General features: G+C 67.7%; 19 protein-coding genes and 1 pseudogene. 9 read left to right on the top strand and 11 right to left on the bottom strand.

The annotated features are described in order from the left end of the window. Positions 1 to 4: 4 nt before the first annotated feature. The 4 genes from glyS to SB786_RS12155 are packed head-to-tail and all read left to right on the top strand — an operon-like array spanning position 5 to position 4,444. Positions 5 to 2,104 (top strand): glycine--tRNA ligase subunit beta, encoded by a 2,100-nt coding sequence (glyS, locus tag SB786_RS12170; protein WP_410727671.1) that lies wholly within the window; start codon positions 5 to 7, stop codon positions 2,102 to 2,104. A 10-nt stretch (positions 2,105 to 2,114) separates the two neighbouring features. Next, positions 2,115 to 2,678, top strand: a complete 564-nt coding sequence (gene gmhB / locus SB786_RS12165) for a D-glycero-beta-D-manno-heptose 1,7-bisphosphate 7-phosphatase (RefSeq protein ID WP_410727670.1) — start codon at positions 2,115 to 2,117, stop codon at positions 2,676 to 2,678. A 43-nt stretch (positions 2,679 to 2,721) separates the two neighbouring features. Beyond that, entirely contained in the window at positions 2,722 to 3,486 is a 765-nt protein-coding gene (locus SB786_RS12160; RefSeq protein ID WP_410727669.1) for a lysophospholipid acyltransferase family protein, read from the top strand. A gap of 46 nt (positions 3,487 to 3,532) precedes the next feature. Next, a complete protein-coding gene (locus tag SB786_RS12155; protein ID WP_006757832.1) occupies positions 3,533 to 4,444 on the top strand; it encodes a M48 family metallopeptidase in 912 nt (303 codons plus the stop codon). Positions 4,445 to 4,552: 108 nt separating this feature from the next. On the opposite strand, the gene gloA is transcribed toward SB786_RS12155, so the two are convergent. Continuing rightward, positions 4,553 to 4,942 carry a lactoylglutathione lyase gene (gloA, locus tag SB786_RS12150; RefSeq protein WP_410727668.1) on the bottom strand — a complete coding sequence of 130 codons (390 nt, stop codon included), beginning with the start codon at positions 4,940 to 4,942 and terminating at the stop codon, positions 4,553 to 4,555. A 370-nt stretch (positions 4,943 to 5,312) separates the two neighbouring features. Between gloA and SB786_RS12145 the strand changes: the two are divergent. After that, a pseudogene (locus SB786_RS12145) lies at positions 5,313 to 5,426 on the top strand (EamA/RhaT family transporter); the annotation flags it as partial. 144 nt (positions 5,427 to 5,570) lie between these two features. Here the strand turns inward: SB786_RS12145 and rsmA are convergent. From rsmA to SB786_RS12125, 4 genes are read right to left on the bottom strand one after another with little or no spacing between them, the layout of a single operon-like run. Further along, positions 5,571 to 6,401 carry a 16S rRNA (adenine(1518)-N(6)/adenine(1519)-N(6))-dimethyltransferase RsmA gene (gene rsmA, locus SB786_RS12140; protein ID WP_410727667.1) on the bottom strand — a complete coding sequence of 277 codons (831 nt, stop codon included), beginning with the start codon at positions 6,399 to 6,401 and terminating at the stop codon, positions 5,571 to 5,573. Between the two features lie 55 nt (positions 6,402 to 6,456). Next, positions 6,457 to 7,446 carry a 4-hydroxythreonine-4-phosphate dehydrogenase PdxA gene (gene pdxA, locus SB786_RS12135; RefSeq protein ID WP_410727666.1) on the bottom strand — a complete coding sequence of 330 codons (990 nt, stop codon included), beginning with the start codon at positions 7,444 to 7,446 and terminating at the stop codon, positions 6,457 to 6,459. Positions 7,447 to 7,457: 11 nt separating this feature from the next. Beyond that, on the bottom strand, positions 7,458 to 8,816 hold the full coding sequence (locus tag SB786_RS12130; protein ID WP_410727665.1) for a peptidylprolyl isomerase: 1,359 nt from the start codon (positions 8,814 to 8,816) through the stop codon (positions 7,458 to 7,460). Positions 8,817 to 8,867: 51 nt separating this feature from the next. Then, on the bottom strand, positions 8,868 to 11,228 hold the full coding sequence (locus SB786_RS12125; protein WP_410727664.1) for an LPS-assembly protein LptD: 2,361 nt from the start codon (positions 11,226 to 11,228) through the stop codon (positions 8,868 to 8,870). Positions 11,229 to 11,453: 225 nt separating this feature from the next. On the opposite strand from SB786_RS12125, the gene SB786_RS12120 reads away from it, so the two are divergent. After that, positions 11,454 to 12,503 (top strand): aminoglycoside phosphotransferase family protein, encoded by a 1,050-nt coding sequence (locus SB786_RS12120; protein ID WP_410727663.1) that lies wholly within the window; start codon positions 11,454 to 11,456, stop codon positions 12,501 to 12,503. A gap of 34 nt (positions 12,504 to 12,537) precedes the next feature. Then, a complete protein-coding gene (murU, locus tag SB786_RS12115) occupies positions 12,538 to 13,257 on the top strand; it encodes an N-acetylmuramate alpha-1-phosphate uridylyltransferase MurU (RefSeq protein WP_410727662.1) in 720 nt (239 codons plus the stop codon). Between the two features lie 138 nt (positions 13,258 to 13,395). Here murU and SB786_RS12110 read toward each other — a convergent pair whose 3' ends face one another. Further along, positions 13,396 to 15,267 (bottom strand): ABCB family ABC transporter ATP-binding protein/permease, encoded by a 1,872-nt coding sequence (locus SB786_RS12110; protein ID WP_410727661.1) that lies wholly within the window; start codon positions 15,265 to 15,267, stop codon positions 13,396 to 13,398. A 175-nt stretch (positions 15,268 to 15,442) separates the two neighbouring features. On the opposite strand from SB786_RS12110, the gene SB786_RS12105 reads away from it, so the two are divergent. Further along, positions 15,443 to 15,838 (top strand): acyl-CoA thioesterase, encoded by a 396-nt coding sequence (locus SB786_RS12105; protein WP_006757841.1) that lies wholly within the window; start codon positions 15,443 to 15,445, stop codon positions 15,836 to 15,838. Positions 15,839 to 15,887: 49 nt separating this feature from the next. Here the strand turns inward: SB786_RS12105 and SB786_RS12100 are convergent, their stop codons facing one another. Continuing rightward, the gene (locus tag SB786_RS12100) at positions 15,888 to 16,370 is read right to left on the bottom strand and encodes a nitrate reductase associated protein (RefSeq protein ID WP_006757842.1); all 483 of its coding nucleotides are present in this window, start codon (positions 16,368 to 16,370) and stop codon (positions 15,888 to 15,890) included. A 114-nt stretch (positions 16,371 to 16,484) separates the two neighbouring features. Here SB786_RS12100 and fdhD point away from each other — a divergent pair, with 114 nt between their 5' ends. Next, positions 16,485 to 17,315, top strand: a complete 831-nt coding sequence (gene fdhD, locus SB786_RS12095; RefSeq protein WP_410727660.1) for a formate dehydrogenase accessory sulfurtransferase FdhD — start codon at positions 16,485 to 16,487, stop codon at positions 17,313 to 17,315. Between the two features lie 51 nt (positions 17,316 to 17,366). Here fdhD and SB786_RS12090 read toward each other — a convergent pair whose 3' ends face one another. The 4 genes from SB786_RS12090 to SB786_RS12075 all read right to left on the bottom strand — a co-directional run bounded on the left by SB786_RS12090 (position 17,367) and on the right by SB786_RS12075 (position 23,785). After that, positions 17,367 to 18,134 (bottom strand): enoyl-CoA hydratase, encoded by a 768-nt coding sequence (locus tag SB786_RS12090; protein WP_410727659.1) that lies wholly within the window; start codon positions 18,132 to 18,134, stop codon positions 17,367 to 17,369. Positions 18,135 to 18,226: 92 nt separating this feature from the next. Beyond that, positions 18,227 to 19,426, bottom strand: a complete 1,200-nt coding sequence (locus SB786_RS12085) for an acetyl-CoA C-acyltransferase (RefSeq protein ID WP_410727658.1) — start codon at positions 19,424 to 19,426, stop codon at positions 18,227 to 18,229. Positions 19,427 to 19,448: 22 nt separating this feature from the next. Further along, a complete protein-coding gene (locus SB786_RS12080; RefSeq protein ID WP_410727657.1) occupies positions 19,449 to 21,884 on the bottom strand; it encodes a 3-hydroxyacyl-CoA dehydrogenase/enoyl-CoA hydratase family protein in 2,436 nt (811 codons plus the stop codon). A 113-nt stretch (positions 21,885 to 21,997) separates the two neighbouring features. Next, on the bottom strand, positions 21,998 to 23,785 hold the full coding sequence (locus SB786_RS12075; protein WP_410727656.1) for an acyl-CoA dehydrogenase C-terminal domain-containing protein: 1,788 nt from the start codon (positions 23,783 to 23,785) through the stop codon (positions 21,998 to 22,000). Positions 23,786 to 23,820 lie beyond the last annotated feature (35 nt).

Below are 23,820 nucleotides of genomic sequence, written 5' to 3'. Positions count from 1 at the left end.
AGACATGACGCATAACCATCCCGCCCCCCTGCTCGTCGAACTGCTGACCGAAGAGCTGCCGCCGAAGGCCCTCGCGCGCCTCGGCGACGCATTCGCCGAAGGTCTCGCGCAACGCCTCGCGGCGCGCGACCTCGTCGAAGGCGAACTCGTGTTCGAACGCTACGCCACGCCGCGGCGCCTCGCCGTCGTCGTGCAGAACGTGCGCGCCGTCGCGCCTGAAAAGCAGGTCCGCGAAAAGGTCCTGCCCGTCTCGGTCGCGCTCGACGCCGAAGGCAAGCCGACGGCCCCGCTCGCGAAGAAACTCGCGGCGCTCGGTCACCCGAACCTGTCGATCGCCGATCTCGAGCGCGCGCAGGACGGCAAGGCCGAAGCGTTCTTCGTCAATTACGCGGCAGCCGGCGCGACGCTCGTCGACGGCCTGCAGGCCGCGCTCGACGAAACGCTCGCGAAGCTGCCGATCCCGAAGTTCATGACCTACCAGCGCCCGGACGGCTCCGACGTGAAGTTCGTGCGCCCGGTGCACCGCCTGACCGTGCTGCACGACGATCGCGTCGTGCCCGTGACCGCGTTCGGCATCGACGCCGGCGACACCACGCTCGGCCACCGCTTCCTGTCCGACGGCCTCGTCGCGATCCAGCATGCGCACGCGTATGCCGACACGCTGCGCGACAAGGGCCGCGTGATCGCGCACTTCGCCGATCGCCGTGAAACGATCCGCACGCAATTGAACGAACACGCGAGCGGCGACACGGTCGTGATGCCCGAAGCGCTGCTCGACGAAGTGACGTCGCTGGTCGAATGGCCGGTCGTCTATCCGTGCCGCTTCGAGGACGAATTCCTGCAGGTGCCGCAGGAATGCCTGATCCTCACGATGCAGACGAACCAGAAGTACTTCGCGCTGACCGACGTCGGCGGCAAGCTGCGCTCGCGCTTCCTGATCGTGTCGAACATCGACACGAAGACGCCGGGCGAGATCATCGAAGGCAACGAGCGCGTCGTGCGCCCGCGCCTCGCCGACGCGAAGTTCTTCTTCGAGCAGGACAAGAAGAAGCCGCTGGCCGACCGCGTGCCGCTGCTCGCGAACGTCGTTTATCACAACAAGCTCGGTTCGGCGCTCGCGCGCGTCGAGCGCCTCGAAGCGCTGGCGGGCGAGATCGCGCCCGCGATCGGCGCCGACGCCGCGCACGCGAAGCGCGCCGCGCGCCTCGCGAAGGCCGACCTGCTGACCGACATGGTCGGCGAGTTCCCGGAACTGCAGGGCACGATGGGCACATACTACGCGCGTCACGACGGCGAGCCCGACGACGTCGCGCTCGCATGCGCCGAGCACTACCAGCCGCGCTTCTCCGGCGACGCGCTGCCGACCACGCCCGTGTCGACCGCCGTCGCGCTGGCCGACAAGCTCGAGACGATCGTCGGCATCTGGGGCATCGGCCTCGCGCCGACGGGCGAAAAGGATCCGTTCGCGCTGCGCCGCCACGCGCTCGGCGTGCTGCGCCTGCTGCTCGAGAAGCAGTTGCCGCTCGATCTCGTGGCGCTGCTGCGCACGGCCCATGCGCGCTTCGAAGGCGTGCCGGGCGTCGCCGAATCGACCGACGCGATCTTCGCGTTCTTCATGGACCGCCTGCGCGGCCTGTTGCGCGAACGCGGCTACTCGGCCGGCGAAGTCGACGCGGTGCTGAGCCTGAACCCGACGCGCGTCGACGATCTCGTCGCGCGCCTCGACGCGGTGCGCGAATTCACGCGCCTCGCCGAAGCCGAAGCGCTCGCGGCCGCGAACAAGCGGATCTCGAACATCCTGAAGAAGTCGGAAGGCGGCGCGAACGGCGCGGTGCAGCCGACGCTGCTCGTCGAGGCCGCCGAAAAGGCGCTGCACGAACAGCTCGAGGCCGTGACGCCGCACGTGCAGTCGCAGCTCGAGGCACGTGCGTACACGGGCGCGCTGTCGGCGCTCGCCGCGCTGCGCGCACCGGTCGACACGTTCTTCAACGACGTGATGGTCAACGCCGAGGATCCCGCGCTGCGCGCCAACCGTCTCGCGCTGCTGTTCGCGCTGCATCAGCAGATGAACTGTGTCGCCGACATCTCGAAGCTCGCCGCATAAAGGCCGAACGATGCCGATCAGCCCCAACCGCAAGCTCGTCGTCCTCGACCGGGACGGCGTGATCAACGTCGATTCGGACGCGTTCATCAAGACGCCCGACGAATGGATCGCGCTGCCCGGCAGCCTCGAGGCGATCGCACGGCTCAACCACGCAGGCTATCGCGTGGTCGTCGCGACCAACCAGTCAGGCATCGGCCGCGGGCTGTTCGACATGGCCGCGCTCAACGAGATGCACCAGAAGATGCATCGCGCGGCGGCCGCGGTCGGCGCGCGCATCGACGCGGTGTTCTTCTGCCCGCACGTGGCGGAAGATCGTTGCGAGTGCCGCAAGCCGAAACCCGGCATGATGCAGATGATCGCCGAGCGCTTCGAGATCGATCCCGATCACACGCCGGCCGTCGGCGATTCGCTGCGCGACCTGCAGGCCGCCGTCGCGGTCGGCTTCCGGCCGCACCTCGTACTCACCGGCAAGGGCAAGAAGACGCTCGCCGCGGGCAATCTGCCGGACGGCACGGAGGTCCACGACGACCTGCGCGCGTTCGCGCTCGACTTCCTTTCACACGAACACGAGTGATGCGGCCGCCGCGCGCATCCTCCATACAACCAGACCCACGCCGATGCGCTTCGTCCGCTCCCTGCTGCTGCTGATCTACTTCATCCTGTACACGGTGCCGTACGCCACCGCGTGCTTCATCGCGTTTCCGTTCATGCGTCCCGACGCGCGCTACTGGATGGCGGCCGGCTGGTGCAAGTCGACGCTGTGGGTCGTGCGCTGGCTGAACGGCATCCGCTACCGGCTCGAAGGGATGGAAAACCTGCCCGACGGCCCGGCCGTCCTGCTGTCGAAGCACCAGTCGGCGTGGGAGACGCTCGCGTTTCCGGCGCTGATGCCGAAGCCGCTGTGCTATGTGTTCAAGCGCGAACTGCTCTACGTGCCGTTCTTCGGCTGGGCGCTCGGGCTGCTGCACATGGTCAACATCGACCGCAAGGAAGGCAAGAACGCGTTCACGTCGGTGATCCGCCAGGGCAAGAAGCGCCTGTCGGAAGGCGCCTGGATGATCATGTTCCCGGAAGGCACGCGCACGCAGGTCGGCAAGCAGGGCAAGTACAAGACGGGCGGCGCGCGCTTCGCGATCGAAACCAATACGCCGGTCGTGCCGATCGCGCACAATGCAGGTCGGGTGTGGCCGCGCAATTCGTTCACGAAATTCCCGGGCGTCGTCACCGTGTCGATCGGCAAGCCGATTCCCGTCGAGGGCAAGACGCCCGACGTATTGAACTCGCAGGTCGAAGCCTGGATCGAAGCGGAGATGCGCCGCATCGATCCCGATGCGTATCGCCAGCCGGGCAATGCCGGCACGCGCGATGCCGCGCGCGTCTGAATCACCCGGATTGCAGCCGTTGCGAACGACGAAACGAAGCGAACTGATGAAAAAGCGTCCGCGGCCACGGCCTGCCGTCGTGGCCCTCGATCATCGCCAGATGGACCTGCCGCTCTTCGACGGGCCGGCAGCAGCCTCGCCGGCACCGTCGGCGCCCGCCGCGCCGCCCACGTCACCTGAAGCGGCCGCGGCTCCCGCGGTGCCCACGGCGCCGCTCGATCCGGGCCCCGTGCGCGATCGCTCCCGCGTCCGTACGTTCGCACTCGACAGCCGCGTGCTCGAATACCGGCTCAAGCGCTCCGCGCGCCGCACGATCGGCTTCACGATCGACGGCAGCGGGCTGTCGATCACCGCGCCGCGCTGGGTCACGCTCGCCGACATCGAAGCGGCGATCGCCGAGAAGCAGCGCTGGATCTTCGCGAAGCTCGCGGAGTGGAAGACCCGCACCGAGCAGCGTGCGCTGCCGCAAATCGACTGGCGCGACGGCGCGCAACTCCCGTATCTCGGCAAGACGATCACGATCGCGCTCGGCGCGGGCGCCGTCGCGTTCGACGCCGACGCGCTGCGGCTGTCGCTGCCGCTGCCCGTGCAGGCGGACATGCAGCAGATCAAGGATCGCGTGCAAGGCTGGCTGCAGGGCGAAGCGAAGCGGATTTTCGGCGAACGGCTGGTGGTCTACGCGGAAAAGCTTGGCGTCACGTATTCGATGTACGCGCTATCGTCGGCCGCGACGCGCTGGGGCAGCTGCTCGAGCGACGGCAAGATCCGGCTGAACTGGCGGCTGATCCATTTCCCGATGTCGATCGTCGACTACGTCGTCGCGCACGAGTTGTCGCACCTGCGCGAAATGAACCACAGCCCGGCCTTCTGGCAGACCGTCGAATCGATCTTCCCGGAATTCCGCGAGGCACGGCACACGCTCAAGCATCACCCGCCCGAACTGCTGCCGGCGCTGTAACGCGATCAGTGGCACCCACAATGCAAACGGGCGATGCGAATTCCTCCGCATCGCCCGTTTTCGTTGCCCGCGACGCCTATCGTGCGCCGCGAGCCGCTCATCCCGCGCTCAATGCGCCTTCTTCTGGATGAACTCGAGCTTGTAGCCGTCCGGATCCTCGACGAATGCGATCACGGTCGTACCATGCTTCATCGGGCCCGCTTCGCGGATCACCTTGCCGCCTTGCGCCTTGATTTTGTCGCAGGCCGCGTACGCGTCGTCGACTTCCAGCGCCAGGTGGCCGAAGCCGTTGCCGAGATCGTAGGACGGCGTATCCCAGTTATGGGTCAGCTCGATCACGGTGCCCGTGCTTTCCGCTTCATAGCCGACGAACGCGAGCGTGAACTTGCCTTCCGGATAATCCTCGCGACGCAGCAGCTTCATGCCGAGCAATTCGGTGTAGAACTTGATCGAGCGGTCGAGATCGCCGACTCGCAGCATCGTATGCAGCAAACGCATTGTTGTACTCCTGTGGGGACTTTCCAGAGCCGGAAATTCTACCGGAGTCACGTGAATCTCGCCGCCGGCGCCTCGTCCGCCGCCCGCTGATATCGCGCAGCCGCGCAGTGGGCCCCGCGCCCGTGCGCCGGTGGAAGCCACCCCGTTCGACGATTCCCGCCATCCCGGCCGATCGGGTAACATCCTCCCACTTCGCACCAAAAGCGGGCATGCCCGCCGCCGCCGGAACGCGACCACCACCCCATTCAGCCCCACCGCCTGCCGTGCGAAACCCCCGATTCGGGCGTGCCGGACCCGCCATCCGTTCGCCGCTGCCCCTGCCGATGTCCGTGCCCCCTGCCCGCCGCCTCGGCGAGGTCCGCCGATGACCGCGTTCGGCGTGCTGCTGCTCGGCGAATCGGTCGGCTGGCGCTTCATGTCGGCGGCCGCGCTGGTGCTGAGTGGGATCGCGCTCGTCAACACGCCGCCACGCCGGCGCGCGTAAGGGCGCACGGCCGTGGTCCTTCATCGACGAAAGCGACGAAATCAACGCAAACGGCTCGGAAAAATAAAAAGGCTGCCCGTCAGTCAGGACAGCCTCATGAATCTCGAGCCGGCGCGCGCCGTGTGCGTTGCCCGCGGCTTGCCGTTACTCCGCGGCCTTGCGCACGGCCGCCAGCGCCTGCGCGACACCGACATATTCGGCCACGCTCACATCCTCCGCGCGTCGCGCGAGATCGAAGCCGAGCCCGTCGAAATCGATCGTCTCGCGGTAGTCGCCGAGCGTATTGCGCAGCATCTTGCGGCGCTGCGAGAACGCGGCCGTGACGAGTTCGCCGAGCAGCACGGGATCGACGTCCGGCAGCTCGTGCGGTTCGTACGGAATCATCCGGACGATCGCCGAATCGACCTTCGGCGGCGGCTGGAACGATTCCGGCGGCACGTCGAGCATCTTCTCCATCACGTAGCGATACTGCAGCATCACCGACAGCCGCGAGAACGCCTTCGTGCCCGGCTCCGCGACCATCCGTTCGACGACTTCGTTCTGCAGCATGAAATGCTGGTCGATGACCGCATCGGCGAACGTCATCAGGTGAAACAGCAGCGGGCTGGAAATGTTGTACGGCAGATTGCCCACGATCCGCAGCGACGGCTTGTCGCCGGGTGCCGCGAGCGAGCGGAAGTCGAACGCGAGCGCGTCGCCCGCATGCAGTTCCAGCAGCGGGCCGAAGCGTTGCTGCAGGCGACCGATCAGGTCGCGGTCGAGTTCGACCGCATGCAGCGGCGACTCGGGCGTCGCGAGTCGCGCAATCAGCGGCTCGGTCAGCGCGCCGAGCCCCGGGCCGATCTCGACCATTCGCTGGCCGCGCGCGGGGCAGATCGTCGTGACGATCGAATCGATCACACCGTGATCGACGAGGAAGTTCTGCCCGAAGCGCTTGCGCGCGAAGTGGCCTTGGTGCTGTCTGCTGTTCGACATCGACTGAGAAAAACGAAAAATACGACGAGTTAGGTCAGGCCTGCGCCTGTGTGCGTCACGACGCGCGGCGATGGCGCGCCATCGCGACGGCCGTGTCGAGGGCGGCGACCATGCTGCCCGGATCCGCGCGGCCCGTGCCGGCGAGATCCAGCGCGGTGCCGTGATCGACCGACGTGCGGATGATCGGCAGCCCCAGCGTGACGTTGATGCCCTCGCCGAACGTCGCATACTTCAGCACGGGCAAGCCCTGATCGTGGAACATCGCGAGCACGCAATCGGCGTCCTCGAGATGGCGCGGCTGGAACAGCGTGTCGGCCGGATACGGGCCGCGCGCGTCGATGCCCTGCGCTTGCGCGCGTGCAAGCGCCGGGGAGATCACATCGATCTCCTCGCGCCCGAGATAGCCGTTCTCGCCCGCGTGCGGGTTCAGCCCCGTCACGAGGATGCGCGGCGCCGCGAGACCGAAGTCGCGCCGCAGGTCGCGATCGACGATCGCCAGCGTCTCGACGAGCCCGTCGATCGTCAGCGCGGCCGATACGTCCTTCAGCGGCAGGTGCGTGGTCGCGAGCGCGACGCGCAGCGGCCGCTCGCCCGTGCCCGCCAGCATCATCACGACGCGCGGCGTGTGCGTGCGCTCCGCCAGGTATTCGGTATGGCCGGTAAACGGCACGCCGGCATCGTTGATCGTGCTCTTCTGCAGCGGCGCGGTGACGATCGCGTCGAACCGGCCCGCCAGCGCGCCGTCGATCGCGGCATCGAGCAGCCCCAGCACGTAGCGGCCGTTGGCCGCGTCGAGCTTGCCCGCCTGCGCGGGCGCGGCGAGCGGATGATGCTCGACCGACACGGGGCCGCCGCCGGCGAGCACCGCCCGGTCGGCCCCGACGGCCGCCGCGCGCGCGTCGAGCAGCGCGGCGTCTCCCAGCACGGTGAAATGCGCGCCGGGCCAGCGCCGCGCGGCATCCTGCAACGCCTGCACGGTCAGCTCCGGGCCGACACCCGCGGGTTCGCCGGTCGTGATCGCGATCTGCAGCGCGGATGCCGTCATGTGAAGCTCGCTCAGTTCGCCGGGCCGACGCCGCCGATCTTGTACTGCACGTAGGACGAATCGCGCAGCTCGCGCAGCCAGTCGGCATACGCCTGCTCGGCCTTGCGCTGGCCGATCGCCTGGCGCGCGATATCCATCTGCTGCTGCACCGAGCCTTCCGCCTCGCGGCGATCGATCACCTGGATCAGGTGATAACCGTACTCGGTACGCACCGGCTGGCTGATCTGGCCGTCCTGCAGGTTGTTCATCGCGCGCTCGAATTCCGGCACGGTCTCGCCCGGGCTGATCCAGCCGAGATCGCCGCCCTGCGACGCCGAACCGTCCTGCGAGTAGGTGCGCGCGAACTTCGCGAAATCGCCGCCGGCCTCGACCTGCCGGCGAATGTCCTGCAGCTGCTGACGGGCCTGGCCTTCCGACTTGCCTTCGCCGACGCGCAACAGGATGTGGCGCACGTGCGTCTGGACGATTTTCGGTGCCGCGGCGCTCGTGCCCTGGCTCTGGCGGCGGTCGACGAGACGCACGATCTCGAAGCCGTCCGGCACGCGGATCAACGTCGGGTTGACCTGGCCGGGGCGCAGCTTCGATGCGGCGTCGACGACCTCGGCCGGCAGCGCGCCCGGCGCCTTGAAGCCAAGGTCACCGCCCTTCTTCGCGTCGTTCGCTTCCGAATTGTTCTTCGCGAGCTTCTCGAAATCAGCGCCCGACGTGGCCTGCTGCAGCAGCGCTTCGGCCTTCTTCTGCGCGACTTCGATCTCGGCCTGCGGCGCGTTGGTCGGCGCCTTGATGAAGATGTGCTGGAAGCGCAGGTCCTGCTGCTGCGACGCGCTCGGCCCGCGCTGGCTCGCGATGTAGTTCGCGACCTCGGCGTCCGACACGGTGATCTTGCCGTCGACCTCGCGCTCGCGCAGCTTCGACAGCATCAGCTCGGTGCGGGCGTCGCTCGTGAACACGCTCCAGGGCACGCCTTGCGCCTCGAGACGCGCGCGATACTGTTCGAGCGTCATCCCGTTCGCCTGCGCGAGGCGCTGCAGCGTGGACTGCACGGTCGCATCGTCGATACGGATCCCGTCGTCCTTGGCCTTCTGCACCTGGATGCGTTCGAGGACCATCTGGTTCAGCACCTGCGCACGCAACTGGTCGGCCGGCGGCACGGGTGCGTTCTGCTGCTGCAGCCGGCGCGCGATCAGGCCGACGCGCTGGTCGAGTTCGCGGCCCGTGATCACGTCGTTGTTGACGACCGCGACGACTTCGTCGGCGAGCTGCGCGCCTTGGGAACCAAGCGCCTGCGCCGCGGCCGGCGCGGCGGCGAGCAGCGCGGCGGACGCGGCGAGGCTGGACACGACTGCCGCGAAACGAAGGGTTTTCTTCATTGCCACTGATACTCCATTGAAATCGTGCTGACCGGTGCAGACAAGCCGGCGTTACTCGTAGTTACTGAAGCGGGACATCGGCGGCGGCGCGGACGGCAGCGCCGTATAGCCCGGCACCCCGGCGCGGAATGCCGCCACCAGACCGTTGTCGATGCTCGACAGCCCCTTCAACGTCAGCTGCATCATGAATCGCGTCGACGAGTTCTGCTGCCCCGACGAGTTCACGCCGTTCGCGAAGCGCTGGGCACCGACGCCGAGCGCCCAGCAATCCGCGTCGTATTGTAAGCCGAGCAGACCGTCGACGACCCGGTTGGCGGCCAGGTCGTAGTTGAAGCGGCCGACCGCGTACAGGCGGCGCGTGAGCGGCCATTGCGCGGACACCAGGAACTGGTTGATCGGCTGGTTGTCGAGCGTCGTGTTCGCCCGCGTATAGCGGTAGCCGACGTTGATCACGCGGCGCTCGCCCGGGCTGAAACCGAAACCGAGGCTCGACTTCACGAGCTGGTTGTTGTTCTGGTTGTACTGGAACGCCGTTTCCGACATGAAGCCGGAGCCGAGCTTGAGCGCCGCACCGACGATCAGGTCCGAGTGGCGCGCCTGCACGGGGGCCTGCACCGAGTTCAGCGTGACGCGCTGATCGGCGAAGTAGTACTGCTGCGCGATCACGAAGCGCGCGCGTTCGTCGCCGGTGCGCGGATCGATGAAGCGCGACGTCAGGCCGGCGGTGATCCGGTTCGCGTCCGCGATCCGGTCGTTGCCGACGAACGTGTTCGGCTGGTAGATCTCCGCGAGGCCGAAGTCCGATTCCGCGGTGTCGAACAACGGCGCGTTCGACTGGTCGCGATACGGCGTGTACACGTAGTACAGGCGCGGCTCGAGGGTCTGGATGAAGTCCTGGCCGAACAGGCGCACCGAGCGGTCGAAGATCAGGCCCGTGTCGAAGCTCACGGTCGGGATCGACTCGGTGAAGCGCTTCGGGCTGTTCGGCGTGCTCGACGACAGGTAGTTCAGGTCGTACGACGCGAAGTGGTACTGGACCTTCGGCACGACGAAGTAGCCGGGGCCGTACACGCCGTACGCGATGTACGGGTTGAAGACGATCCGGTCGCCTTCGGTCGCATCGGCGGTCGTGATGCGGAACCGCGAATAGTCGGCTTCCGCGCCGAAGTCGAAGCCGCCGACGTTGTACTTCGTGTACTTCACGTTCAACTGCGGCTCGCGACTGTACGGCGCGATCGACGGCGGCAGCGTCTGCCAGTGCTGGTAGCGCGCGAGCACCGACCACGGGCCGTTGTTGTACGTGAGCCCGGCTTCCTGCTGGTACAGCGTCTGCGTCCCGTTGATGAACTCGTTCGTCGACCCGAGGTCTTCCGGATACGTGTTGTCCGAGACCTTGTTGAAGTAGACGTAGCCGCCGAAACCGCCGCCGAAGTTCTGCTGGTGCTGCCAGTAGATCGCGTAGCGGTTGCGGTGCGCGAGCCGGTCATCCGGCAGGTAGTTGGCCGTCAGCGTGCCCGAATACGTCGGCGACAGGTAGCGGAACGTCGCTTCGGTCTGCACGCCGCGCCGCGAGATGATGCGCGGCGTGATCGTCAGGTCGCGGTTCGGCGCGATGTTGAAGTAGTACGGCAGCGTCAGCTCGAACCCGTTGTTCGAGTTCATCGAGAACGTCGGCGGCAGCAGGCCGCTGCGCCGCTCGCCCGACAGCGGGAACGTCATCCACGGGCTCGCGAAGATCGGCACGCCCTGGAAGAACAGCACGCCGTTGCGCGCGGTGCCTTCGTCGGCGCCCGTATCGAAGTCGAAGCGGCTGCCCTTGATGTACCACGCCGGGTTCGTCGAGCACTGGCACGCGGTGTAGGTGCCATTGACGAACACCGAGCGCTCGCTGTCGAGCAGGTCGACGCGCTCCGCGCTGCCGGACCCGCCCGTCATGTTGAAGTGGTACTTCGGCGCCGTCATGAAGCCCTGGTTCGCCTCGACCTTCAGATGCGCTTCTGGGCCCGCGAACGACGTGCCGCCGTTGATCACCCGGACCTGGCCGTACGCATCGGCCATGTCGGTATCCTGATCGTAGTGGAGCGCGTCGGCCTTCACGACGGCGTCGCCGCGGCGCAGCTCGGCCGAGCCCTTCGCGGCCAGGTCCTGTTCGGCCGTGCCGCTCGTATGATCGGCAATCACGAAGGCGGCCGGCTTCGCGCCGTCCTTCAGCGGATGATCCTCGAGCTGCGGGGCGAGACGCAGATCCCACGGCGAGTCGAGCGGCTGCGGCTGCGCGGCCGCGCCCGACAGCTGCGCGTACGACACGGCCGGCACGAGGCCCGGCACGGCCAGGAGCGCGAGCGCGAGCCGCCGTTTGCGCGGCGCCCCGTCACCGGGGAAGACATTCGGGAATAGCGGTTTGGGCGGCATCTATCGTTTGGCGAATCGCCCCTTGTCAACCGCGCCTGCGGCACATTCGTTCGCGCGCGGCGGGCCACGCCGACGCACCGCGACTGCGGCTGAGCGCAAACCGGGGAGGCGATCGGGCGGACGGCGCGACAGGCGGCGGGCCTGCGCGGCGCAAGCTGACGCGGGGCGCGTCAAAAAAGTCGTGGGGTATTATATGGCAAGACGTTCCCCCCTCCGCCGAGTTTCATGACGCCCCCATCCGCCGCATCCCAGCCCGACGCCCGCCTCGAAGCACTGACCGCGTGGCTGCGCCCGCTCGCCGAGCGCTTCGCCCTCGACCTGTCGACCCTCGCACCCGCGTCGTCGGACGCCAGTTTCCGCCGCTATTTCCGTGTCGCGTCGGCCACGAGCCCCGGCGGCTCGCTGATCGCGGTCGACGCGCCACCGCCCGAGAAGTGCCGCGAATTCGTCCAGGTCGCGCAACTGCTCGCCGCGGCTGGCGACCACGTGCCGGACGTGCTGGCCCACGATTTCGGCGCGGGGTTCATGCTCGTGACCGACCTCGGCCGCACGTCGTACATCTCGGTGCTCGATCCGGCCGATCCGGTCGCGGCACGCCCGCTGATGCGCGACGCGCTCGATGCGCTGATCCGCTTCCAGCTGACGTCGCGGCCGGACGTGCTGCCGCCGTTCGACGAGGCGTTCCTGCGCCGCGAGATGGAGCTGCTGCCCGAATGGTTCGTCGGCCGGCACCTCGGCAGGCCCGTCACCGACGCGATGCGCGGCACGCTCGAGCGCACCTTCGCGCTGCTGGTCGCGAGCGCCCATGCGCAGCCGCAGGGCTTCATGCTGCGCGATTTCATGCCGCGCAACCTGATGGTCTGCGAGCCGAACCCGGGCGTGCTCGACTTCCAGGACGCCGTGTACGGGCCGCTGACGTACGACGTCGTGTCGCTGCTGCGCGACGCGTTCATCAGCTGGGACGAGGAGTTCGAGCTCGACTGCTTCGCGTACTACTGGGAACGGGCGAAGAAGGCCGGTCTGCCGGTCGATCCGGACTTCGGCGAGTTCTACCGCCAGCTCGAATGGATGGGGCTGCAGCGCCACATCAAGATCCTCGGCCTGTTCGCGCGCATCAACTACCGCGACGGCAAGCCGCACTATCTGAACGACCTGCCGCGCTTTCTCGCCTATGCGCGCAAGGTCGCGCTGCGCTACCGCCCGCTCGTGCCGTTCGCGAAGCTGCTCGACGAGCTCGAGGGCAACGCCGCGGCCGACGTCGGCTATACGTTCTGACCGTTCTGACCGCCCTCACATTCAGCCGAACAACATGAGCACTACCTTGACCACGGCGATGATCTTCGCCGCCGGGCGCGGCGAACGGATGCGTCCGCTGACCGACGCCCGCCCGAAGCCGCTGCTCGAAGCCGGCGGCAAGCCGCTGATCGTCTGGCAGATCGAAGCGCTCGCCCGCGCGGGCATCGAGACGATCGTGATCAACCACGCGTGGCTCGGCGAACAGTTCGAGGCGTCGCTCGGCGACGGCTCGCGCTGGGGCGTGCGGCTCGCATATTCGGCCGAAGGCGAAGCGCTGGAAACCGCCGGCGGCATCGCGCAGGCGCTGCCGCTGCTCGAGCGCGACGGCCGGCCCACGGTGTTCGCGGGCGTCGCGGGCGACCTGTACTGCACATTCGACTACCGGACGCTCGGCGCCCGCGCCGCTCGAATGGCCGCGCTCGACGCGCCCGCGATGCATCTCGTGATGGTGCCGAACCCGCCGTTCCATCCGGACGGCGATTTCGTGCTCCGCGACGACGGCCGGCTCGCGCTCGCCGGCGCCCCGCGCGTCACGTTCGGCAGCATCGGCGTGTACGACACGCGGATGTTCCGCGACATCGTGCCCGGCACGCACCGCGCGCTGTCGCCCTACTTCAGGGCGACCATCGAGGCCGGCCGCGCGACCGGCGAATTGCATGAAGGTATCTGGGAGAACGTCGGCACGCCCGCGCAGCTCGGCGAGCTCGACGCGCGGCTGCGCGCCGCGGGCTGATCGTTTCGCGGCCGACCGCCGGGCGATCCGGCGGTGACCGCGCAACGCCGTCCGATACCGGCCCTCCGACACCGGCCGTCCGATACCGGCCGTCCAGCAACCCACCCGCTCGCGCCGCGCGCGGGCAGCCATCCATCCTCACGCGGCCTCGGCCGCTTCCCCGCCCGCCGCCGCGCGCTGTTGCTGCAGCGCCCACATCTGCGCGTAGAGGCCGTCCGCGCGCACGAGCTCGTCGTGCGTGCCGCGCTCGACGATCCGCCCGTGGTCCATCACGAGAATCTGCTGCGCATGCACGACCGTCGACAGCCGATGCGCGATCACGAGCGTCGTGCGGTGCCGCGCGATCTGGTCGAGCTCGTGCTGGATCGCACGCTCCGAGCGTGAATCGAGCGCCGACGTCGCCTCGTCGAACAGCAGCACCGGCGGATCCTTCAGCAGCGTGCGCGCGATCGCGACGCGCTGCTTTTCGCCGCCCGACAGCTTCAGCCCGCGCTCGCCGACCGGCGTGTCATAGCCCTTCGGCAAACTTTCGATGAAGTCGTGGATGTGCGCGGCGCGCGCGGCCGCGATCACTTCGTCGCGGCTCGCGCTCGGCCGGCCGTACGCGATGTTGTAGTAGATCGAGTCGTTGAACAGCACGGTGTCCTGCGGCACGATCCCGATCGACGCGCGCAGCGAGTCCTGCGTGACGTCGCGGATGTCCTGGCCGTCGATCCGGATCGCGCCGCCCGCCTGCCGGTCGAGATCGTAGAAGCGGAACAGCAGGCGCGACAGCGTCGACTTGCCGGAGCCGCTGTGACCGACCACCGCGGTTGTCGTGCCCGCGTCGATCGTAAACGTCACGTCGTGCAGGATCTGGCGCGACGCTTCGTACGAGAAGTTCACGTGCTCGAAGCGCACCTGCGCGCCGGCCACCGCGAGCGGCCGCGCGTCGGGCGCGTCCGGGACTTCCTTCGCGGCCGCCAGCAGCCCGAACATCCGGTCCATGTCGGTGAGGCTCTGCTTCAGCTCGCGATACACGACGCCGAGAAAATTCAGCGGAATGTACAACTGCAGCATGAACGTGTTGATCAGCACCAGATCGCCGAGCGTCAGCTTGCCCGCCAGCACGCCCTGCGTCGCGCGCCACAGGATGAACACGAGCCCGGTGCCGATGATCGCCTGCTGGCCGAAGTTCAGCACCGACAGCGAGTTCTGCGAGCGGATCGCGGCCTTGCGGTAGCGCTTCAGGTTCTCGTCGTAGCGCTGCGCCTCCCACTCCTCGTTGCCAAAGTACTTCACCGTCTCGTAGTTGATCAGCGAATCGATCGCCCGCGAGTTCGCGCGCGAATCGAGCTCGTTCATCGTGCGACGAAAATGCGTGCGCCAGTTGGTGACCTTCACGGTGAACACGATGTACGTGACGAGCGCCGCGAACGTCACATACGCGTAGTACGCCTCGTACTTGACCACGAAGAAGCCGAGCACGAGCCCGACCTCGACGAGCGTCGGCAGGATGCTGTACAGCGAATAGGAAATCAGCTGCTGGATGCCGCGGGTGCCGCGCTCGATGTCTCGCGACATGCCGCCCGTCTGGCGTTCGAGATGGAAGCGCAGCGACAGCCCGTGCAGATGCCGGAACACCTGCAGCGCGAGCTGGCGCACCGCGCTCTCGGTGACCTTCGAGAACAGGATCTCGCGCAGCTCGGTGAAGAGCGACGTCGACAGCCGCACGAACGCATACGCGACGACCAGCAGGCCGACGCCGCCCGCGAGCACGATGCCGGCCGACTGCTCGGCGCGGCCGAGCGCGGTGAGCTGCTGCACGGCGGACAGGTGATCGACGATGCGTTTCATCACGACCGGCACGCCGAGGTTCGCGACCTTCGCGCCGATCAGGCAGCCGAGCGCGAGCGCGACGCGCCATTTGTAGGTGGCCAGGTACGGCAGCAGCGACCGGATGGTCTGCCAGTCGTTGCGTGGCCCGGTCGGAGCCGGCGCGGGCTCGCCGGAAGTGGAATATCGGCGCATGGGGGGAAGGATCGGCGGCGCTGCCGGACGCGTGCTGCGGCGGCCGACTCGCCCGCTTTCTCGTACAATTTGCGAACGTTGTATTGTCGCAGAAGCCGCTTCGCGCCGCTGCCGGCGCCCTCGCCGGCTCGGCTGCGCGCGGCGGCGCATTTATTACAGGATGAAAGCCCCCGCCATGACCGATTCGACCCTCGAACTTCCGCAACACCAGCCCGCGCTGCGCGTCGTCCCGCAACCGCACGACGCGAACGTCCACGGGGACGTGTTCGGCGGCTGGATCATGTCGCAGGTCGACATCGCCGGCTCGATCCCCGCGAGCCAGCGGGCGAACGGCCGCGTCGCGACGGTCGCGGTCAATTCGTTCGTGTTCAAGCAGCCGGTGTTCGTCGGCGACCTGCTGAGCTTCTACGCGACCATCACGCGCACCGGCAACACGTCGGTGACGGTCGACGTCGAGGTGTACGCGCAGCGCATGCGCCTGATGGGCGAAATCGTGAAGGTGACCGAAGCGACGCTCACCTATGTCGCGACCGGACCCGACCGCAAGCCGCGTCAACTGCCGCCGCTCTGATCCGCACGCGCCGCGCCGCGGCGCCGCAGGCGGCGCTCCCCGGGGCCCGTCAATGCGTGGCCGTCAGCCCGAACTCCCGCATCGCCGGCACGAAGTCGTGATTGAGCGTCGGCTTGCGCGACAGCTTCATCAGCACGTAGCGCTGGAACGGCGCGAGCCGCTGCCACTGCGCAAGCGCGGGCGCCGGCAGCCCGGCCAGCGCGCTCTGCTGCACGAGCGCGTCCGGCACCGTGTCGGTCGCGCGCCAGCTCGGCTGCTCGTCCGGCTGGAACCACGACGGCTCGAGATCGGCATGCGTGCGCAGCATTTCGAACAGCGCGTGATCGAAATTGGGCTCGATCACGGTGTCGTCGTCAGCCGGAAAGCGCGCGAGCAGCTTGCGGTCCTCGAGCGGCAGCAACTGCCATTGCTCGAGCGAAATCCGCAGACCGAAGCGGTCGAGATTGAAACGCACGATCATCGGAATGTACGTCAGGTTTTCCGACGAATCGTGTTCGAAATTGAATAGCAGCGGAGCGTCGCTGAGTCCCATGGTCGTTACCCGAGTGGCGGATGCCGGCGCGGCCGGCCTGCCTGGGGTATTTTAGAACCTCTGCGCGCGGGCGGCGCACACGATCGTCGCCGCCCCTGCATCGAATCAACGGGAGTGCTCGTGAATCCGACTGAAACAGACGAACCGCGCGGCGCGATCGAGCTGTCCGTGCGCCGCACGCGCGGCGGCGCGGTCGAGACCGCCCACGACTACGTCGGCCAGGAATGGCCGGTCGCGCTGGTCTTCAACGGCATCTCGCACGCGGTGATGATGTGCACCCCGCGCGACCTCGAGGCGTTCGCGGTCGGCTTCGCGATCTCGGAAGGGATCGTCGAACGCGGCAGCGACATCAAGGACATCGACGTGATCCTGCACGCCGACGCCCCGCTGCCGCACGCGGAGGTGCATCTGGAGGTCGTCCAGCAGGCGTTCGCGGCGCTGAAGGACCGGCGCCGCGCGCTCGCCGGGCGCACCGGCTGCGGCGTGTGCGGGATCGAAAGCATCGACCTGCTCGATCTCGCGCCGGAACGGGTGCCCGACACCGGCTTTCTCGCGCGCCTCGCGCCCGACGCGCTCGCGCGCGCGGCCCACGCGCTGCCGGCCCATCAGGCCCTCACGCGGCTCACCGGCGGCCTGCATGCGGCCGCATGGAGCGATGCAACAGGCACGATCCAGATGGCGTTCGAGGATGTCGGCCGCCACAACGCACTCGACAAGCTGATCGGCTCGCTCGTGCTGGCACGCGCCGACGCGACCGACGGCTTCGTGTTCCTGTCGAGCCGGGCGAGCTACGAGCTCGTGCGCAAATCGGCGCGGGTCGGCATCCCGATGGTCGCGACGATCTCCGCGCCGTCGTCGCTCGCGATCGAGATCGCAAAGGCGGCCGGTCTGCGGCTCGTCAGTTTCTGCCGCGAAACCGGCCACGTCGATTACGGCACGGCCTGACGCCGGCCGTCCGGCCGCGCCGGCGGATTGGTGCCGGCGCGGGCCGCTGCGTCAGTCGAACTGACGGAAATCCGGCTTGCGCTTCTCGAAGAACGCCGTCATCGCCTCGCGCGCTTCCGGCGCGCGCAGCATCGCGGAGAAGTGGCCGGCTTCCTCGGCGATCCGCGCGGCAACCGCGATCCCGCCCGTATCCTTCAGCAGCGCCTTCGTCACGCGCAGCGACGACGCCGGCAGCGCCGCGAGCTTCGCGGCCTGCTTCGCCGCGAATGCGTCGAGTTCGGCGGCCGGCAGCACGCGATTGACGATGCCGATCCGGTGCGCTTCCAGCGCATCGAACGCCTCGCCGAGCAGCAGCTTCTCGGCCGCGACCTGATGGCCGGCCAGACGCGGCAGCAGCGCGCTCGATGCGGCTTCCGGGCACAGCCCGAGCTGCGCGAACGGCAGCGAGAACGTCGCGACGTCGGCCGCGTAGACGAGGTCGCAGTGCAGCAGCATCGTCACGCCGACGCCGACCGCGACACCCGGCACCGCGGCGACGATCGGCTTGCTCGCCTGGCTGATCCGCGCGAGAAACTGGAACACCGGCGCGTTCTCGTCCTTCGGCGGCGCCTTCAGGAAATCCTCGAGATCGTTCCCCGCGCTGAAGTTGCCGTCGCTGCCGCGCAGCAGGATCACGCGGATCGCCTTGTCTTCCTGCGCGTCGGCGAGCGCATCGGCCATCGTCTGGTACATCGCCGCCGTCAGCGCGTTCTTCTTCGCCGGGCGTGCGATCGTGATCGTCATCACGCCGTCGGCGCGTTCCACTTGAATTTCGGCCACAACCGTCTCCTTTGACGTCCTCTACCGGAATGAAAAAAACGGTGCGCGAGCTCGTGGCCCGCGCACCGTCGTCGCTTGTCGTCGCGTCCCGCCTACAGGCGTTCGATGATGCCCGCCGCACCCATGCCGGTGCCGACGCACATCGTGACCATCCCGTACTTGAGGTTGCGGCGGCGCAGGCCGTGCACGACGGTCGCCGCGCGGATCGCGCCGGTCGCGCCGAGCGGGTGGCCGAGCGCGATCGCGCCGCCGACCGGGTTGACCTTCGACGGGTCGAGGCCGAGATCGCGGATCACCGCCAGCGACTGCGCGGCAAATGCCTCGTTCAGCTCGATCCAGTCGAGATCGTCCTGCTTCAGGCCCGCGGCCTTCAGCGCGGCCGGAATCGCTTCCTTCGGGCCGATGCCCATGATTTCGGGCAGCACGCCGCGCACCGCGAAGCTCACGAAGCGTGCGAGCGGCGTCAGGTTGAATTCCTTCAGCACCTTCTCCGACACGACGAGCAGCGCGCCCGCGCCGTCCGACGTCTGCGAGCTGTTGCCGGCCGTGACCGAGCCCTTGTTCGCGAACACCGTGCGCAGCTTCGCGAGGCCTTCGATCGACGTATCCGCGCGCGGACCTTCGTCGAGCTTGATCTCGCGCGTCTTCACGTCGACCTCGCCCGTCGCGAGGTTCGGGAAACGCTCGGTGAGCGTGTACGCGGCGATTTCGTCGCCGAACTCGCCGGCCTGCTGCGCGGCGAGCGCCTTGCGGTGCGATTCGACCGAGAACGCGTCCTGGTCTTCGCGGCTCACCTTCCACTGCTCGGCGACGCGCTCGGCGGTCAACCCCATCCCGTACGCGATGCCGAAGTCTTCGCTGCGATCGAAGATGTGCGGCGACATCGACGGCTTGTTGCCCATCATCGGCACCATGCTCATCGATTCGCAGCCGCCCGCGAGCAGCGCGTCGGATTCGCCGACGCGGATGCGGTCGGCCGCCATCGCCAGCGCCGTGATGCCCGACGCGCAGAAGCGGTTGACCGTCACGCCGCCGACCGTCTGCGGCAGGCCCGCGAGCAGCGCGCCCATCCGCGCGACGTTCAGGCCCTGCTCGGCTTCCGGAATCGCGCAGCCGATGATCGCGTCCTCGATCAGCTTCGTGTCGAAGCCGGGCACCTGCGCGACCGCCGACCTGATCGCGTGAACCAGCAGCTCGTCGGGGCGCGTGTTCTTGAAGACACCGCGCGGGGCCTTGCCGATCGGGGTGCGGCTGGCGGCGACGATGTATGCGTCTTGCAGTTGTTTGCTCATTTGAAGCTCCTTATCCGCTCGCTCAGTTACGCACCGGCTTGCCGGTCTGCAACATGCCCATGATCCGTTCCTGCGTCTTCTGCGTGCCGAGCAGCTCGACGAATGCGCGGCGCTCGAGCGCGAGCAGCCACTGCTCGTCGACGAGGCTGCCGGCTTCGACGTCGCCGCCGCACACGGCTTCGGCGATGCGGCTCGCGATCAGGTAGTCGTGATCGCTGATGAAGCGGCCATCACGCATGTTGACGAGCGATGCCTTGATCGTCGCGATCGCCGAGCGGCCCGCCACCGGCACGTCCTTCGCGCGCAGCGGTGTGCGATAGCCGACGTCGGCCAGCGCACGGGCTTCCTTCTTCGCGGTGTCGAGCAGTTCGAACACGTTGAAGACGATCGTGTCGGACGGCTTCAGGTAGCCCATCGCGCGCGCATCGTGCGCCGACGACGACACCTTCGCCATCGCCGCGTTCTCGAACGACTTCGTGACGAACTTCAGGATGTCGGTGGTCGCGTTCGCGGCCGTTGCCGCCTCCGCCGCGCGCAGCGCCGCTTCCTTCAGGCCGCCGCCCGCCGGCACGAGGCCGACGCCCACTTCGACGAGACCGATGTAGCTCTCGACGTGCACGACGCGCTTCGCGCTGTGCAGCATCAGCTCGCAACCGCCGCCGAGCGCGATGCCCGACACGGCCGCGACGACCGGCACGTTCGCGTACTTCACGCGCAGCATGCCTTCCTGGAACTTCTTCACGAACGGCTCGATGCCCTTCGCGCCGCCCATCATGAACGCGGGCATCGCCTCCTCGAGGTTCGCGCCGGCCGAGAACGGGCCGCCCGGCGTGCCGAGCTTCAGCGACGTCGGCTGCCAGATCACCACGCCCTTGTAATCCTTCTCCGCGAGTTCGATCGCCTGCACGAGGCCGTCGATCACGCTCGGCCCGATCGTGTTCATCTTCGACTTGAACGACACGATCACGACGTCGTCCTCGCCCGCGCGATCATCGACCCACGCACGCACCGCGTCGGTTTCGAACAGCGTCTTGCCGTACGTCTTTGGATCGGCTCCCGTTTCGCCGATCAGCGGCGCGCGGAACACCTGCCGGCCGTAGACGGCCAGGTCGGAGCGCGGCACGAAGCGCTTCGACGCCGGCGCCCACGAGCCTTCGGCCGTGTGCACGCCGCCCTGCTCGGCGACCGGACCCTCGAGCACCCACGACGGCAGCGGCACGTTCGCGAGCGCCTTGCCGGCAGCGATGTCTTCCTGCACCCACTCGGCGACCTGCTTCCAGCCGGCGGCCTGCCAGCCTTCGAACGGGCCTTCGTTCCAGCCGAAGCCCCAGCGGATCGCGAGGTCGACGTCGCGCGCGTTGTCGGCGATCGACTCGAGATGCACGCCGATGTAGTGGAACACGTCACGGAAGATCGACCACAGGAACTGCGCGTGCGGATGATCCGTCTCGCGCAGCAGCTTCAGGCGTTCCGCCGGCGGACGCTTCAGGATGCGGCCGACCGTTTCGTCCGCCTTCGCGCCGGAATCGACGTAGCTGCCCGTCTTCGCGTCGAGCACCTTGATCGCCTTGCCTTCCTTCTTGTAGAAGCCGCCGCCCGTCTTCTGGCCGAGCGCGCCCTGCTTCACCAGTTCGGCGAGCACGGCAGGCGTCTGGTAGACCGGGAAGAACGGATCGTCGGCGAGGTTGTCCTGCATCGTCTTGATCACGTGCGCCATCGTGTCGAGGCCGACCACGTCCGCGGTGCGGAACGTCGCCGACTTCGCGCGGCCGAGGCGGCTGCCCGTCAGATCGTCGACTTCGTCGAAGCGCAGGCCGAACTTCGCGGCCTCGGTGATCACCGCGAGGATCGAGAAGATGCCGACGCGGTTCGCGATGAAGTTCGGCGTGTCCTTCGCGCGCACGACGCCCTTGCCGACGATGCTCGTCAGGAACGTTTCGAGCTGGTCGAGGATGTCGGCACGCGTATGCGCGGTCGGGATCAGCTCGACGAGGTGCATGTAGCGCGGCGGGTTGAAGAAGTGCACGCCGCAGAAGCGCGACTTCAGCTCGTCCGAGAAACCTTCGGACAGCTTCGTGATCGACAGGCCCGACGTGTTGGTCGCGAAGATCGCATTCGGTGCGATGTGCGGCGCGACCTTCTTGTACAGGTCGTGCTTCCAGTCCATCCGCTCGGCGATCGCTTCGATCACGACATCGCACTCGGCGAGCTTCGCGATGTCGTCCTCGTAGTTCGCGGCTTCGAGGTATTTCGCGTCGTCCTTCACGCCAAACGGCGCGGGCGACAGCTTCTTCAGGTTCTCGATCGCCTTCAGCGCGATCGCGTTCTTCGGGCCTTCCTTGGCCGGCAGGTCGAACAGCAGCACCGGCACGCGCGCGTTGACGAGGTGGGCGGCGATCTGCGCGCCCATCACGCCGGCGCCCAGCACGGCGACCTTGCGAATCAGGAAATTGCTCACGGGATGTCTCCGGATAGTGTCGTGCAGCGCGGGTTGTGAGGGCTGCACGGCGAAGTGAGTACCAGGAACCGTTGCGTCCGGGCGGCGCGCGGCGCGCACCGCCCGACCTCGCGTCAGAACAGCGATTCGTCGACTTCCATCAGCGTCTTCGAACCGGCGCGCGCGGCGCGGATCGTCGCTGCCGTCTCGGGCAGCAGGCGCGCGAAATAGAAGCGGGCCGTCGCGAGCTTCGACTTGTAGAACGGATCTCCCGACGCTTCGTTGTCGAGAGCGATGCGCGCCATGCGCGCCCAGAAGTACGAGAACACCAGATGGCCGACGGTGCGCAGGTACGGCACGGCGGCGGCGCCGACTTCGTCCGGGTTCTGCATCGCCTTCATGCCGATTTCCATCGTCAGCTTCTGCACCTTGTCGCCGATGTCGGCGAGCGGGTTGATGAACTCGGCCATTTCCGGCTTCACGCCTTCGGCTTCCGCGAATTCGGTGACGAGCTTGCCGAACTTCTTCAGCTTCGCGCCCATGTCGCCGAGCACCTTGCGGCCCAGCAGGTCGAGCGACTGGATCGAGTTCGTGCCTTCGTAGATCATGTTGATCCGCGCGTCGCGCACGTACTGCTCCATGCCCCACTCGGAGATGAAGCCGTGGCCGCCGTAGATCTGCATCGCGTGGTTGGTCGACTCGAACGCGTTGTCGGTCAGGAACGCCTTGATGATCGGCGTGAGCAGCGCGACGAGGTCGGCCGCTTCCTTGCGCACCGCTTCGTCACCGTGCGACAGTTCCTTGTCGATCTGCAGCGCGGACCAGTACGTGAAGGCGCGCGCGCCTTCCGCGTAGGCCTTCTGCGTGAGCAGCATGCGGCGCACGTCCGGGTGCACGATGATCGGATCGGCCGGCTTGTCCGGCGCCTTCGGGCCCGTCAGCGAGCGCATCTGCAGGCGTTCCCTCGCGTACGTCAGCGAGTTCTGGTAGGCGACTTCCGTCAGGCCCAGGCCCTGCATGCCGACGCCGAGACGCGCGGCGTTCATCATCACGAACATCGCGTTGAGGCCCTTGTTCGGCTCGCCGACCATCCAGCCCTTCGCGTTGTCGAGGTTCATCACGCACGTCGAGTTGCCGTGGATGCCCATCTTGTGCTCGATCGAGCCGCACTTGATGCCGTTGCGCTCCCCCGGCTCGCCCGCGGCGTCCGGAACGAACTTCGGCACGATGAACAGCGAGATCCCCTTGGTGCCTTGCGGCGCGTCCGGCAGGCGCGCGAGCACGAGGTGGACAATGTTCTTCGACATGTCGTGCTCGCCGCTCGAGATGAAGATCTTCGTGCCGCTGATCGAGTACGAGCCGTCGCCGTTCGGCTCGGCCTTGGTGCGCAGGATGCCGAGGTCGGTGCCGCAGTGCGGCTCGGTCAGGCACATCGTGCCCGTCCATTCGCCCGACACGAGCTTCGGCAGATATTGCTGCTGCAGTTCCGGCGCGCCGTGCGCGTGCAGGCATTCGTAGGCGCCGTGCGACAGGCCCGGATACATCGTCCAAGCCTGGTTCGCCGAGTTCAGCATTTCGTAGAGCGCGTTGTTCACGAACGCGGGCAGGCCCTGGCCGCCGTAGTCCGGATCGCAGCCGAGCGCCGGCCAGCCGGCCTCGACGTACTGCCGATACGCTTCCTTGAAGCCGGTCGGGGTCTTCACGACGCCGTCGCCTTCATACGTGCAGCCTTCGCGGTCGCCGACCTGGTTCAGCGGGAACAGTACCTCGGAGCAGAACTTGCCCGCCTCCTCGAGAACCTGGTTGATCGTGTCGGCGTCGAGGTCCGCATGCCGCGGCATTTGCTTGACCTCGGCTTCGACGTTCAGAAGCTCGTGCAACACGAATTGCATGTCGCGCAGCGGCGCGGCGTACTGTCCCATGACTCTCTCCAAAGGTGGGCAAAACGGCTCGAGCT

Source organism: Burkholderia sp. SIMBA_062 (assembly GCF_046534765.1).
In the GTDB taxonomy this organism is placed as follows: domain Bacteria; phylum Pseudomonadota; class Gammaproteobacteria; order Burkholderiales; family Burkholderiaceae; genus Burkholderia; species Burkholderia ambifaria.
The sequence above is the reverse complement of the archived record's forward strand: the minus strand, read 5'-3'. Positions and strand labels throughout refer to the sequence as shown.

Excerpts from the sequence above, each read along its gene's own strand:
- glyS (WP_410727671.1), top strand. The coding sequence starts at position 5 with ATGACGCATAACCATCCCGCCCCCCTGCTCGTCGAACTGCTGACCGAA.
- gmhB (WP_410727670.1), top strand. The coding sequence starts at position 2,115 with ATGCCGATCAGCCCCAACCGCAAGCTCGTCGTCCTCGACCGGGACGGC.
- SB786_RS12160 (WP_410727669.1), top strand. The coding sequence starts at position 2,722 with ATGCGCTTCGTCCGCTCCCTGCTGCTGCTGATCTACTTCATCCTGTAC.
- SB786_RS12155 (WP_006757832.1), top strand. The coding sequence starts at position 3,533 with ATGAAAAAGCGTCCGCGGCCACGGCCTGCCGTCGTGGCCCTCGATCAT.
- gloA (WP_410727668.1), bottom strand. The coding sequence starts at position 4,942 with ATGCGTTTGCTGCATACGATGCTGCGAGTCGGCGATCTCGACCGCTCG.
- rsmA (WP_410727667.1), bottom strand. The coding sequence starts at position 6,401 with ATGTCGAACAGCAGACAGCACCAAGGCCACTTCGCGCGCAAGCGCTTC.
- pdxA (WP_410727666.1), bottom strand. The coding sequence starts at position 7,446 with ATGACGGCATCCGCGCTGCAGATCGCGATCACGACCGGCGAACCCGCG.
- SB786_RS12130 (WP_410727665.1), bottom strand. The coding sequence starts at position 8,816 with ATGAAGAAAACCCTTCGTTTCGCGGCAGTCGTGTCCAGCCTCGCCGCG.
- SB786_RS12125 (WP_410727664.1), bottom strand. The coding sequence starts at position 11,228 with ATGCCGCCCAAACCGCTATTCCCGAATGTCTTCCCCGGTGACGGGGCG.
- SB786_RS12120 (WP_410727663.1), top strand. The coding sequence starts at position 11,454 with ATGACGCCCCCATCCGCCGCATCCCAGCCCGACGCCCGCCTCGAAGCA.
- murU (WP_410727662.1), top strand. The coding sequence starts at position 12,538 with ATGAGCACTACCTTGACCACGGCGATGATCTTCGCCGCCGGGCGCGGC.
- SB786_RS12110 (WP_410727661.1), bottom strand. The coding sequence starts at position 15,267 with ATGCGCCGATATTCCACTTCCGGCGAGCCCGCGCCGGCTCCGACCGGG.
- SB786_RS12105 (WP_006757841.1), top strand. The coding sequence starts at position 15,443 with ATGACCGATTCGACCCTCGAACTTCCGCAACACCAGCCCGCGCTGCGC.
- SB786_RS12100 (WP_006757842.1), bottom strand. The coding sequence starts at position 16,370 with ATGGGACTCAGCGACGCTCCGCTGCTATTCAATTTCGAACACGATTCG.
- SB786_RS12085 (WP_410727658.1), bottom strand. The coding sequence starts at position 19,426 with ATGAGCAAACAACTGCAAGACGCATACATCGTCGCCGCCAGCCGCACC.
- SB786_RS12075 (WP_410727656.1), bottom strand. The coding sequence starts at position 23,785 with ATGGGACAGTACGCCGCGCCGCTGCGCGACATGCAATTCGTGTTGCAC.